The 11,073-nt window shown below is 61.8% G+C and carries 14 protein-coding genes and 1 pseudogene; 10 read left to right on the top strand and 5 right to left on the bottom strand.

Going from position 1 to position 11,073, the window contains the following annotated elements; genetic code table 11:
* Window positions 1–62 precede the first annotated feature (62 nt).
* Both BGP17_RS03190 and BGP17_RS03185 read left to right on the top strand, forming a co-directional pair.
* Window positions 63–398, top strand: a pseudogene (locus BGP17_RS03190) (hypothetical protein); the annotation flags it as partial.
* A 65-nt stretch (window positions 399–463) separates the two neighbouring features.
* On the top strand, window positions 464–964 hold the full coding sequence (locus BGP17_RS03185) for a hypothetical protein (protein ID WP_070156521.1): 501 nt from the start codon (window positions 464–466) through the stop codon (window positions 962–964).
* An 87-nt stretch (window positions 965–1,051) separates the two neighbouring features.
* Here the strand turns inward: BGP17_RS03185 and BGP17_RS03180 are convergent, their stop codons facing one another.
* Window positions 1,052–1,447, bottom strand: a complete 396-nt coding sequence (locus tag BGP17_RS03180) for a hypothetical protein (RefSeq protein ID WP_070156522.1) — start codon at window positions 1,445–1,447, stop codon at window positions 1,052–1,054.
* A 143-nt stretch (window positions 1,448–1,590) separates the two neighbouring features.
* On the opposite strand from BGP17_RS03180, the gene BGP17_RS03175 reads away from it, so the two are divergent.
* Window positions 1,591–1,794, top strand: a complete 204-nt coding sequence (locus tag BGP17_RS03175) for a DUF5818 domain-containing protein (RefSeq protein ID WP_070156523.1) — start codon at window positions 1,591–1,593, stop codon at window positions 1,792–1,794.
* 125 nt (window positions 1,795–1,919) lie between these two features.
* Here the strand turns inward: BGP17_RS03175 and BGP17_RS03170 are convergent, their stop codons facing one another.
* Complete coding sequence (locus tag BGP17_RS03170; RefSeq protein ID WP_070156524.1) at window positions 1,920–2,138, bottom strand: hypothetical protein; 219 nt, start codon at window positions 2,136–2,138, stop codon at window positions 1,920–1,922.
* Window positions 2,139–2,306: 168 nt separating this feature from the next.
* Here BGP17_RS03170 and BGP17_RS03165 point away from each other — a divergent pair, with 168 nt between their 5' ends.
* From BGP17_RS03165 to BGP17_RS03140, 6 genes are all read left to right on the top strand, one after another.
* Complete coding sequence (locus tag BGP17_RS03165; protein WP_030539266.1) at window positions 2,307–2,570, top strand: helix-turn-helix domain-containing protein; 264 nt, start codon at window positions 2,307–2,309, stop codon at window positions 2,568–2,570.
* A 21-nt stretch (window positions 2,571–2,591) separates the two neighbouring features.
* On the top strand, window positions 2,592–2,900 hold the full coding sequence (locus BGP17_RS03160; protein ID WP_070156525.1) for an alkylphosphonate utilization protein: 309 nt from the start codon (window positions 2,592–2,594) through the stop codon (window positions 2,898–2,900).
* Complete coding sequence (locus tag BGP17_RS03155; RefSeq protein ID WP_070156526.1) at window positions 2,900–3,202, top strand: DUF167 domain-containing protein; 303 nt, start codon at window positions 2,900–2,902, stop codon at window positions 3,200–3,202. The genes BGP17_RS03160 and BGP17_RS03155 overlap by 1 nt, the downstream gene beginning before the upstream one ends.
* 7 nt (window positions 3,203–3,209) lie before the next feature.
* The gene (locus BGP17_RS03150) at window positions 3,210–3,947 is read left to right on the top strand and encodes a YoaK family protein (RefSeq protein WP_070156527.1); all 738 of its coding nucleotides are present in this window, start codon (window positions 3,210–3,212) and stop codon (window positions 3,945–3,947) included.
* A gap of 69 nt (window positions 3,948–4,016) precedes the next feature.
* Window positions 4,017–5,531 (top strand): hypothetical protein, encoded by a 1,515-nt coding sequence (locus BGP17_RS03145; protein ID WP_070156528.1) that lies wholly within the window; start codon window positions 4,017–4,019, stop codon window positions 5,529–5,531.
* The gene (locus BGP17_RS03140; protein ID WP_070156529.1) at window positions 5,528–7,876 is read left to right on the top strand and encodes a phospholipase D-like domain-containing protein; all 2,349 of its coding nucleotides are present in this window, start codon (window positions 5,528–5,530) and stop codon (window positions 7,874–7,876) included. The genes BGP17_RS03145 and BGP17_RS03140 overlap by 4 nt, the downstream gene beginning before the upstream one ends.
* On the opposite strand, the gene BGP17_RS03135 is transcribed toward BGP17_RS03140, so the two are convergent.
* The 3 genes from BGP17_RS03135 to BGP17_RS03125 are packed head-to-tail and all read right to left on the bottom strand — an operon-like array spanning window position 7,814 to window position 10,306.
* On the bottom strand, window positions 7,814–8,884 hold the full coding sequence (locus tag BGP17_RS03135) for a hypothetical protein (protein WP_070156530.1): 1,071 nt from the start codon (window positions 8,882–8,884) through the stop codon (window positions 7,814–7,816). The two genes, BGP17_RS03140 and BGP17_RS03135, sit on opposite strands and share 63 nt — an antisense overlap.
* Window positions 8,881–9,684, bottom strand: coding sequence for a hypothetical protein (locus BGP17_RS03130; RefSeq protein WP_083276932.1), 804 nt, complete (start codon window positions 9,682–9,684; stop codon window positions 8,881–8,883). The genes BGP17_RS03135 and BGP17_RS03130 overlap by 4 nt, the downstream gene beginning before the upstream one ends.
* Window positions 9,671–10,306 carry a ferritin family protein gene (locus BGP17_RS03125; RefSeq protein ID WP_070156531.1) on the bottom strand — a complete coding sequence of 212 codons (636 nt, stop codon included), beginning with the start codon at window positions 10,304–10,306 and terminating at the stop codon, window positions 9,671–9,673. The genes BGP17_RS03130 and BGP17_RS03125 overlap by 14 nt, the downstream gene beginning before the upstream one ends.
* Window positions 10,307–10,438: 132 nt before the next feature.
* On the opposite strand from BGP17_RS03125, the gene BGP17_RS03120 reads away from it, so the two are divergent.
* Window positions 10,439–11,008, top strand: coding sequence for a hypothetical protein (locus BGP17_RS03120; protein WP_286710979.1), 570 nt, complete (start codon window positions 10,439–10,441; stop codon window positions 11,006–11,008).
* Window positions 11,009–11,073 lie beyond the last annotated feature (65 nt).

Raw genomic sequence — 11,073 nt, 5'->3', positions numbered from 1 at the left:
TCGATGATGGGGCAATATCCATAGCCCGTCAAAGAGAATGAATCGTCTCAATGGCGACATAATGGCTTTGTCTCGCGCAGAAAACGGGCGAGTTGATCACCCTTCCAGGCTGGTGCCTCCGCCTGATCATATTGGTGGAGGCTCGCGCCGCTCCGCGCCTTGTGACGGTCGAGGGTCTGTGGCGCAAGTCGACGCGTGAGCGCCCCGGCTCGATGACCCACTTCATCCGCGAACGCGCTCTGCTGCCTGCTTCCGAAATAGACGCGATCATTGCCGGCGCACCGGTTGATCTGATCGACTTCCAACGGGTCGCGGCCCAGATCCCACTCGCCGAACGACCGACGATGCGGGACTGGATCGATCGGTTCAATGCGGGTGTCGAACGGCTCGCGGCATGACGATACCGTCAATCTGTCTGCGACTGTTGTTGACTGCCAAACGGCTTCACCGAAAAACTCTCTTCATGCGACTTATCGATGACCTGGCCGCCGCGAGGCTCTATTATCACCGGCCACTCCCGACATTGCCGGATATCCTGCTGATCGACATCCCACCTCGCTTTTCGGGCGGAGGTCTGGCACTCGGCCGCTACTACCCCGTGATCCTCGAAAGCCTCGCAGAAATGCACGAATTCGAGGCATTTTTGTGCGAGCCGCGGACGACCCCGGTAGCGCCCGCTCTTCTCGACCGGCGCCCGTCTGCCTTGCGCACCCGTGACATCATCTTCGCTCGCTATGAGCCTCAGATACCGAACTGGCCCTGGCTGCTCATCTGCTTCTGGCCACAATCCTACACCGCCATGGTGCTGCCTTCCGCCGACACCTTCGCGCGGGGCAGCTATACCATCGATGCCTATTCCACCGAGGAAGAACTCACAGACGCTGAGCTTAAGCTTCTCGCTACGCTCGGACCCGAGCAAGCGCGCATCGTTCGCTCGGTGGCAACCCGCCTGGGAAATGCCTGAAAGTCACGCATCAGGCCATGCCAATGCACGCACGCATGTCGAAGATGAAGGGCGGCAAAAGGCTTGATTGTACCGAAGGTGGCCGCGTCAGTGGCGATAACCGAGGTCGGCCGCGATTGGCCGCGCCATATCTGCCCGCCGCTTCATCAAATCGGCAAGCCAGGCCAGATGCGCGGCTGCGTCCGCCAACGGCAGTTGGCAAACTTCATCGAATAGCTCATGCTGATAGGCAAGGTCGCGATCCAGAATATCACGCAGGAGAACACGGGCAGGGCTGTCCTCCTCCTCGATGCCCGCATTCGCCTCTCGGGCAGCATCGAGAAACGCCTCGGCCATCTCCTGGGCCTCGTAATAGCCGCCATCCAGACCTTCGCTCGCCGCGAGGCTCGCCAGCCGGCGGCGAACCAGTGGCAGATCAGGATCGACCGCCGCATCGTCCAGCGGCAAGTTATAATCATAGCTGGCGAGATAATCGCGGATCATGGCATGGCTCCTCAGTGTGCCTGAGAACATAAAATGAACAAGATTGCAAGTCTGAACACGCTTATGCCATGCGGAGGTAATGTCTGTTCTGTCTTTTTCATCCCGCTCGCCCCGGACAGTCTCCATTCCGGAGGCACTCGCCCATGACTGACAGCAAGGCGCCGCTGCGATTGCACGGGATACTGCGCCTCAACGAGCGTGGCCCTTTTCTGGAGGTCGAGGAGGGGCCTCTCTGGCGCCTTCAGACAGACTCGGATCTTCGGACGCATCAGGATCGACGGGTTCGGGTCGAGGCCTGGCAGCGCGGAGCAAGCATCCTCGAATTGCTGTGGATCGGTCCGGCCTGATGGCCGGGTAAGGGGGGAACTATGCCTCAAATCAGCCCGAACCTGTAACCGCCTCTGAAATGGCTTACGGACGGCAAGCGAGCAGGACAGCGCCGGGTTCGTTCGCGCGATATGAACAGGCCTCCTTACCCGCCGCCTCTCTGCCGAAACGTCGGCTGGTCACCGGCCATGAAGAGATCCTGCTCCCATCTCTCAAGCTCGGCAGCGTTGAGCGCCTCGAGCCGGCAAAGTCGGTCGACCTCCTCCCGCCCAAGCGCCTGCCGCGCGCTTGCCTCCCGGACGAAATCCTTCAGCATCATATTCTGGAGGAGGAAAAAGCCCCTGATCCGCTTGCCCGTCTTCATCGCACCACGATGCGCCGAGCGCCGCCGAATCGGTCGATCCGCGTCATTGCGATGTGCATCACGAGATCACGTCTGCCATATTCCAAATTTCCGGTTGGCATGGGTATAACATATGGACAGTGATGGTGTAAGATTGAAATATGATGTCTTATACGTCATAAGCGCAGCATGATCACCTCTCAGCAGATGCGCGCGGCGCGAGCCTTGCTCGGCATCGACCAGAAGCGACTGGCGGAACTGGCAAACGTATCGCTTCCCACGATCCAGCGGATGGAAGCGTCGGACGGACAGGTGCGGGGTGTCGTGGAAACGCTGGTCAAGGTCGTCACAGCGCTTGAACGCGCAGGTGTCGAGCTGATCGGCGAGAATGCGACCAGCCAGACCGGGGGACGCGGTGTGCGCTTGCGCCAGGCTGTCGCCGGCCAACAGTGACTGACCAAGGGACAAGGACAGATGACCGATAGCAACCAAGATTATGTCTATGATGAGGAAAGCGGCGAGTGGTTGCCAGCTTCCGAACTTGCCCAGCGCCAGCACGCCGCCGTTCAGCCAGAAGTCCGGGATGCTGTCGGCAACCTTCTCGCCGACGGCGATCAGGTGACACTCATCAAGGATCTGGACGTCAAAGGCGCTGGTCAGACGCTCAAGCGCGGAACGCTCATCAAGGCGATCCGCCTGACCGGTGACGCACAGAAAATCGATTGCAAGTTCGACGGCATCAAAGGCCTCGTGCTGCGCGCCGAGTTCGTTCGCAAGCGCTGATGGCGCGACGCCGGATACCGATGCCCTCTGCGATCGAAATCCGCGCGCTGGCGGATCGCGAAGGACGTCTCGCGCTGCGCGCCACGCCAAATGCTTCGGCCGACGCAATCCTTTTGCCATCGCAAGCCGGGAGCCTGGAACTTCTTGTACGCACAACGGCCACAGCCGAGGGCGGCAAGGCCAATGAAGCGATCCTGCGCCTTCTCGCCCACGCCCTGGGCCAGCCCGTCTCTTCGATCCAGATCGTTCGCGGCGAGACAGGCCGCACCAAAGTCGTGCGCATCGGGCAGCCGCGCGGATGATCGCGGAATGCTGATCCGCCAGGGCGACGCACGCGACAGTCGGCTGGACCGCAAGCTTGCCTTCGCGCTGGCGTGGGTGGCGGGCGGACTCAATGCGGCGGCGTTTCACGAGGTCGGCTTCTTCTCCGCCAACATGACCGGAAATGTGTCCGCCCTCTCCAGCCTGCTCGCGATGGGACAATGGGGGCATGCTCTTGGCTATCTCGCCATAGTCTTGTCCTTCATCATCGGTTCCTTGGTTTCGACGCTCGCAATCGGCTCAGGCCTGCGGCGCGGGATCGGCACCATCTACGCCCGCGTAATCCTGGTCGAAGCCGCTCTTCTTGCCGCGCTCGGTCTTGCGCGGATGGCGCTCGATCGCTCCGCAGGGGTGCCGATGCTGATCATCGGCCTCGCTTTCCTCATGGGGCAGCAGAACGCCATCGTTACCCATATTTCAAACGCGCGGGTGCGCACCACCCATGTATCGGGCATGGCCACTGACATCGGCATCGGACTCGCCAGGATGCTCGATATCCTTCGCGGTAAGGCTGGCCCCGCGGATCGCGGGGAGATTACAACCCGATTGAGCCTTCACACGGGTACGGTGCTGTCCTTCCTGCTCGGCGGAGTCGCGGGGGTGCTGGCGTGGCGCATCGTCGGCGACCTCTGTTTCGTGATTGCAGGCCTGGTTCTCGCAGCCATTGCGGCAACCTCGATGCGACGTGCCGGCCAGATCGTCCCGCAAAATGATCCGCTCGATTGATCACCATTACTTCATCGCTCGTTACTATGGCGAAATGAGGCCGCCGGCCCGAACAGTCACCGAGGGCCGATGAACCTGCTGCCACAATGGACCGAAAAAGCCGAAAAGCGCGGGCTCGACCCGCTCGGCATGCAGAATAGCGGCGTGCTGCTCTATCAGTCACTGCTCCCGGGCATCAGCAACGTCACGCTGCGCATGCGCTACTATGGCTATTATTGCTGGGTGAGCGAAACCTATGCCCGCCGGGGCGCGACCAGCGACTTCGAAGCCTGGCGCATCTGGGTGCGCCGCGCCGAGGCACTCTACGCCCTCGTGTCAGCACGGACGGGTGAGACCGGCGTCGGCGGTATCGAGTGGGCCAATCGCCGCCTCGCGACCTCGGGACGCGTGATCGACTTTGAAGCCGCCGCCTCGACCGATCCCGCGCAGGAACGGTACCTTCGCCAATCGCTCGGGGTCTTCGGGGGCGCCTATTACAGCCAGATGGCTGAAATGAACCTCTTCACCGAAAACCGCCACGGCATCCAGGTCGCCACCAAGGATCTCGGCCGTCGCGCGGCCTCCCTGTTCGCCGATGCCATCGGACCGGACCTCGCCAGACTCCTGCGACAGAAGATCGTCGACGCTAAGGTAAGCCTGCGTGAACTCGACCGGCTTCAACCCATCGCACCTTCGCAGATCGCGGAAGAAAGCGAGGAGCGGACTTTCTACGAAACACTGCTCTTCGCCCGGTCCGATGACGCGAGCAAGTCAGGGCCGAGCCGCGCGGCATCGCTCGACCTCATCCTCGAAACCGCCTTCACGCAAGAGGAGTGGCCAAGCCCCGAACAGGTCCGCTGGCATCTTTTCGATCCACCCGAGCCGGCCCTTCCTCCCAGCCTCGAAACCCAGCGGCTCGCCTGGGAAGCCTATCAATGCCAGGACATGATGCAGGTAGCATGCGCCGCACTGCTCGCATGGGGCATAAAGATCATCAACGCCGAGGCTCAAGGCAAGTCGCTTACTGAGATCCGCGCTGATATCCTCACCCATCTGGAAACGCTGGATGAGCCCCATCCAGACCTGAGTTGGCGCGCGCTGCGACTCGGCCTCGATCCACGTACCTTCGATTATGCCGAGATGTGGGACGAACTCACCGGCGCACGCGGCGCAGCCGCCGACAAGGCCGTCAGCGCACTCCTGCTGATAGCCGCGCTCCATCAGAGGCTCCTTGACCGTCCCGATCTGGCTGCCGCCGCGGCGCAAGGTCTGCCCGAACGCGGGATGGCGCACTCGCTACGGACAGAAATATCATGGCTCGAAGGCAGGGAAGGGGAGCGCATCGCCACGCTCATCGCCGACTATATGATCGAGCGCGTCATCAGACGGCACAGCCATGTCGCCATGCAAAAACTGCGGCGACAGGGCGATTATACGTTCCTGTTCGAACAGCGCGAGGGACGTTTCGTCTATCTCGCCGCCTACCAGCCGGTCGCCACCACGCCGCGGCTGGCATCCGCAATCCAGTTTCTCGCCGACATCCATCTCCTTGATGATGATGGCCTGACGTCGCTTGGTCTGGCGGCGCGGGATGCTGGCCGATGAAGCTCCCCGATCGTCTGGGTCGCCGCAGCGGCCGCCCTTTCCATAGTGCGATCGCCACCAGCTTCGCCCTGGAGTTCGCTGCGGTCGAGGAAATCCTGCTGCCCCAGCTCATGGCCAGCGGCGCCACGAACCTCCTCCTTCTGACTGACGCGCGCATGACCGCGCTCGCGCTTGCGGACGGCTCAACCCTTCCGGCCGCCCTCGGTCGCGACTATGCACTCTACAGCCCGCCAGCCGCCAACGGCATTTTCCATCCAAAAATCATCCTGCAAATTGGCCGGGAAAGCGCCCGGGCGATCGTCAGTTCCGCCAACCTCACCGCATCAGGCCTTGCCGGTAACGCCGAGGTCGCGGTCGAAATCGAATGCAAGAATACGCCAAGCCCCGAGCAGGACATCATTCGCTCTATCTGGCGCTATCTCGACGCACTCGTGCCCGCCGCCCCTTCTCCGGCGCGCGATGCGCTGCGTTGGACACAAGAGCGTGCGACCTGGCTCGGCGGGCCAGCAGGGGATGCCGTGCACGAACTGGATGGAACTGGCATCGCTTTCCTCCATGGGCCCGGCGACACGGGAATCGCAGACCGGTTCGTGTCGCTGATCCAGGGCGCGAAGGTCCAGAGTCTGACGGTAATCAGTCCCTATTGGGACCATGATCTCGCTGCGCTGGCCGATCTCTCGCAGCGCCTCTCCCCGACCCGGATCATCCTCCCGATCAACCGCAGCCATCATGAATTTCCGGTCGATGCACGCTTTGCCAAAAAGGCGACGATCGTCGATCTTCAGTGGCCATCCCGGCGCTTCACGCACGCCAAGATCATCATCGCCTCGACCATTGATCACGACCATATCCTCTTCGGCAGCGCCAACTGTACCAGTGCCGCCCTCGGATCAGCCGGGATGCCAGGCGCCAATGCCGAAGCCTGCATCTATCGCAGGCTTCCCGCCGGCGCAGCGCGGCAAGCGTTGGGCCTCGAACGCTGGATCGATGCCACGCCGATCAAGCTCTCCGACCTGTCACCGCCGATTGTGACATCCCCGATCCCGCTCGATACCATCGAAGCCCGACAGCCCGGCATCTTCGAACTCGACCAGGGCCAGCTCATCTGGACAACCGCGAAAGCGGATGTGGCAGATGGAGACATCGAGCTGCTCGACCGGTCTGCACGCCTGATCGGGACGATCCCGGTGCGATCCTTCGTCCAGATCGATAATCGGCGGCGCGCACCGGTAGAGCCCGCATTGCACAAGTCCCTCTGCTTCGCTCGACTGGTCACCGGCGATATCGTCTCGACCCTCGCGCACATCACGCATCGCGAGATATTGCGCGCCCGACGTCGGGAGGTAGCGACCGGCAGCGTGGCCCGGGCGCTCGCGCCCTTCACCGATGGCGCTGATTTCGATCTCTGGATGCACCAGGCATTCGAGACCCTTGTGCGCGCAGATTTCGAGGCCGTGACCCAGCCGCGCGCCCTGTCGGCCGCCCGGCCGCAAGAGCGCAAAAGCGTGGACGAGCCGGCGGCCCCCGTTTCATTGAGCTATGAGGAGTTCACCCAGGCGCGCTCCGGCGCCGGCCGCTCGGGCGGCGAGGGCGATAACAGTCTTGCCGGCACATATAGCGACACGATTCGCGACTTCCTCAATCTGCTCTCCGGCCGCGGCCCTCAAGCAGATCAATCCGCCGAAGACGACACAGCTTTCGACGACCTCTCGGACGAAAAGGCCGACACCGACCGTGAGGATGACCCGGCCGATGAAAGCGTTGAACATCGCGATACTGGCAAGCCATCGCTCGCGCCCGCGCCGGTCGACGCCCGGCTCTATGAGCGGCATATTCTTGGCTATACCGAAGGACTCAAAGGCGACGAAGAGGCGCTCGGTCCCAGCGACGTGCTGCGGCTGCGCTACTGGATCCTGTTCCTCCTCTACAAGGCCCGATGCCCTGATCTGCCGAAGGGCCTGGATACATCCAGTGCCCTCCTTGGCTGGCCACGCTTCGTCGTGCGTGTCCTTGTCGCCTTTTTCTGCGGCGGCAAGCCCGCAATACGGCGCGTCATGCTCGCACGCGATTTCGAGGCCATGCCGGTCGATTTCATGGAATGCTGGATCACCATATTATGGAGTCTTGAGGCGATCGAGACGCTGTTGGCGAACCAGCGCAAGGACCGCGAATTCCTGAAATATATTCCCGAGCTGCGCCGCCGCGTGATTTCCCTTCTCGGTCTGAGACCCGATGAACTGAATGGCGATATCGCCGCCGCCATTCGTGCGGGACTCGACGAGTCAATCGGGACCAGGCTCGGCCTTGATCCGATCGCTGTTCGGCTCGATGTGCCCCAGCCATAAAGGGAGCCGGCTGTTCTTGAAGTCCCACGCCCCAAGCGGTGCAAACCATTCGGGCACCGCCTTACCATGGAGCTGGATCACCTGATCGCCGTCGACCGTCTGCGCGGCATAATAGCGGCTGAAAATCCGGCTGGCCCAGCCGATCCCGTCAAAGCCCTGGTCCGATGGCTCCTCAGGCTGCGCCACGAACTCGACACCTCCGATCTCGACACCATCCATCCGTGCGATCGGCTCGCCCACGGTCCAATCCCCGAACAGGAAGAGAATCTGCGCCAGCCTGCGATCCCGAGGATCGGTGAGTTCTGTGTCCCCACTATACATGCGCGCGGCGCCGATCATGAACTCCGCCAACCCCTCCGGGCTCAACTTTCTCGGCATTTTCCGGTCGGCGTCGAGCACCAGGCGGAGCGGTGGCCGCGTCATGATGATCACCTCGCCGAGCCTGCCGAACTCATTCGCCATCACAGCCTCCTGCATAGTCACACGCAGGCCGCCATCGGAACGGCGAAAACGCTCCGGTGGAATGATCGTCCAGATGTTCCAGAGCGACCAGAAGATCGCCAGCCTGAGCGGCGTGCCGACCATGTCGGCATAGCACTGCAGCGAGTTGAGATAAGCCGCCGACATGGAGGTGCGCTGCCTGAGCGGCTTATCGCTACGGACATTCTTGACCTCGACCAGCCATTGCGCGCCGTCGTCGAGAACAACCCGGAAATCCGGCGCACGCGATGCCCCGCTGCCATGAACACGGCCGATGTCCTCGGTCTTCAGCATCCGATAGCGTCCAAGGGTCAGAACCGTCGCCTCGAACAGCCGTTCGATCCGTGAGCCATGGATCAGGGCCGCGTCGGACAACGCCATTTCCAGCCTCGGTCGAGCATCGGTCATGAACCTGTCGATTAGCGTCGGATCGTTGAGGGCGACGCCTTCACGCTGCGCAAAGGCTGCCAGCGACGCCAGCAGATCAAACGCCTTCGGCTGGGTTTGCGCAGGCATGCCCTTGGTCATGGCGTGCTCCCGTTCGAACCTGGTGGCTCGACATCGTGCGGGTTCATATAGTGCCGAAATCCGGTCAGATCCTCATCGCTTGGATTGTCCGCCTCAGGGAAAAACCGGATCGTCTCCGCAATGTCGCGACGGGAGACATAGCCGATAATCGAGCCGCCATTGCTCATCTCATAGTCCATCGACCCGGTATGGCGATTGGGAAGGGCCAGCCCCGGAGCAAAGGCGATGGGCTTCTTGTTGCCCTTCTTGCTGACCTCATGCTTGGCGAGCGCAACCCGGATGAACTCCAGCGTGGTGAACCCCATTTCCGTGCGGCGCAGATCGACTCGCATCTGATCCACCAGTTCCGGGCGTTCCTGCGCATCACGCAACTGCTGCGCGCGAAGCTCCCGGTCATAATGACGGTACCCAAGCTCGCGCTCGAGATGGCTCGCCTTCTGGTCGAACCCACCATTTTCGGCCAGTTTGATGACCTCTTCACAGCGCTGCCGCCACGTGCGCAGCAATTCATAGGCAGCGAAGATCCACATCGGCGAAAGCGCCTGCACCATGGCCATGGTCGATCGTGGCGGATCATCCTCCGCCATCTGTTGCAGGACCTGCTCTTCAAGGCCGTTCAGCAGATTATCGACATGGCAAAGCTGGCTCGCCTGCATCACGAGAAACGGGTTCTCGGCAAAGCCGGCCAGCGACTTCAGCGCCTCGAAAAGATCGCTCCGCCCGATGTCGGACACCCGACGATAGCGTGGCTCTTCGTCCTCCGGTTCGAACATCTCCGGCACGCCGTCATAGGCTCCCATAAGGCGGATTCTTCACCGCCAGGGGAAGGGGATCGGCCAAGCCCCAGAACCGCGTGGTGGCCCGGATATAGCGCTCAAGGTCCGCTTGCCGGATGCGCACATGTTCACTTGCCACCGGCGTTCCGGGGAGGAGATCGTGATAGTCGACAGATTCCTCATCCCAGAGGTGCGGGGCAAGCGCGCGCAGCCTTTCGCAGGATCGCCCCTCTCCATGACGCACGACATTGGCAACCACGAACATCTCCGTCAGAGCCTCTCCAAGAGGCTCAAGCATAAGGTCGATACCGGCGCGCTCGGCACAGCCGGCGAGCAGTGCTTCAAAGCCGTTGAGCTTGCCCATATCGGAACCCCCAGCATCCTGTATCGCGCGCGCCCAGCGGCTCATTTGTCGCTCGAACAAACCGGCGAGGGTAAGGACAAACGCCTTGGCCGCCTCATTGGCAGTATAATTGTCGACCTGCGCCGCCGCCCGATCGAGAAACTGATCAAGGCTATCGGTCTCCCCGGTCTCAAGCTCCGCATGGGACGGCAGCTTGTCCATGACGGGCAAGATCACGCGATCGAAGAACCGCCCGAGATTTGCCTGAAAGATCCTGGGTAACTGCTCCGCCGTCGACATCATCGCAATCCTCTTGCGCGCTTCCTCGCGCGTCCCAAAAGGTGAAGCTTTCTCCCATAGTTGCAAGTCATCAAAACCTCGCCGTGGTGACGGACGATGCGATAGAGTTGCGTGCAATCAGACACAGGGGAATGCGTGAAGAGTGCCAAAGGCGATGCCCACCGAAAATCTTCGCGGAAGCCCTATAATGAGCGCACCGACCTTGAGAAACTCCAGTCCCAGTGGACCAAATTGTCGGGGCTCCATGGGCGCGATGAACCATCCGCAGCGATCGTGCGTTGCGCCACGGCTGCGGAAATCGCCGCCAATTATGCGGTACGCACCGAGTGGGGCAAGAAGACCCAGTTCGATGCAGCCATCGTCGACCAGTTCCTCCGTTGGGCAAATAGTCTCCCACTGAAGGTCGAGCGCCTGTTCGTACCCGTTTTCTTCGCGACCCCCCGGACAAGCCCAACGGCACGCGCCCTGATCAGCTCGGCGGGCAAGATCAACACCGTCCGCAACGCCGTCGTCCACCAAGGTTCCTTCAGCAACAAGGAGGAGGCCGAGGCGGTGATCGCGGTGGCCAAGACCTTCATCAACATGATCGTCGGCCTCTCGATCGACGGCTTTGATATCGACGCACAGGCCGCATCGGTCAGGGCTGCGCCCCCTGCCGAGGGAACGCCAGAATGGACTTGTAACGGATTTGCGCCGGTCACCTGAGCGATTAGAGTTCGCAACAGGAGACCGACGAGATGATCAAGCACACAGAAGAGTTCAAGCAGGAG

Source organism: Sphingomonas sp. 67-41 (genome assembly GCF_001899725.1).
In the GTDB taxonomy this organism is placed as follows: Bacteria; Pseudomonadota; Alphaproteobacteria; order Sphingomonadales; family Sphingomonadaceae; genus Sphingomonas; species Sphingomonas leidyi.
This window is presented reverse-complemented; position numbering and strand designations above follow the sequence as displayed.

Coding starts and splice junctions, on each gene's coding strand:
- BGP17_RS03125 (WP_070156531.1), bottom strand. CDS start 10,306: ATGATGTCGACGGCGGAGCAGTTACCCAGGATCTTTCAGGCAAATCTC.
- BGP17_RS03170 (WP_070156524.1), bottom strand. CDS start 2,138: ATGAAGACGGGCAAGCGGATCAGGGGCTTTTTCCTCCTCCAGAATATG.
- BGP17_RS03140 (WP_070156529.1), top strand. CDS start 5,528: ATGAAGCTCCCCGATCGTCTGGGTCGCCGCAGCGGCCGCCCTTTCCAT.
- BGP17_RS03145 (WP_070156528.1), top strand. CDS start 4,017: ATGAACCTGCTGCCACAATGGACCGAAAAAGCCGAAAAGCGCGGGCTC.
- BGP17_RS03175 (WP_070156523.1), top strand. CDS start 1,591: ATGACTGACAGCAAGGCGCCGCTGCGATTGCACGGGATACTGCGCCTC.
- BGP17_RS03165 (WP_030539266.1), top strand. CDS start 2,307: ATGATCACCTCTCAGCAGATGCGCGCGGCGCGAGCCTTGCTCGGCATC.
- BGP17_RS03155 (WP_070156526.1), top strand. CDS start 2,900: ATGGCGCGACGCCGGATACCGATGCCCTCTGCGATCGAAATCCGCGCG.
- BGP17_RS03135 (WP_070156530.1), bottom strand. CDS start 8,884: ATGACCAAGGGCATGCCTGCGCAAACCCAGCCGAAGGCGTTTGATCTG.
- BGP17_RS03185 (WP_070156521.1), top strand. CDS start 464: ATGCGACTTATCGATGACCTGGCCGCCGCGAGGCTCTATTATCACCGG.
- BGP17_RS03150 (WP_070156527.1), top strand. CDS start 3,210: ATGCTGATCCGCCAGGGCGACGCACGCGACAGTCGGCTGGACCGCAAG.
- BGP17_RS03160 (WP_070156525.1), top strand. CDS start 2,592: ATGACCGATAGCAACCAAGATTATGTCTATGATGAGGAAAGCGGCGAG.
- BGP17_RS03180 (WP_070156522.1), bottom strand. CDS start 1,447: ATGATCCGCGATTATCTCGCCAGCTATGATTATAACTTGCCGCTGGAC.
- BGP17_RS03130 (WP_083276932.1), bottom strand. CDS start 9,684: ATGGGAGCCTATGACGGCGTGCCGGAGATGTTCGAACCGGAGGACGAA.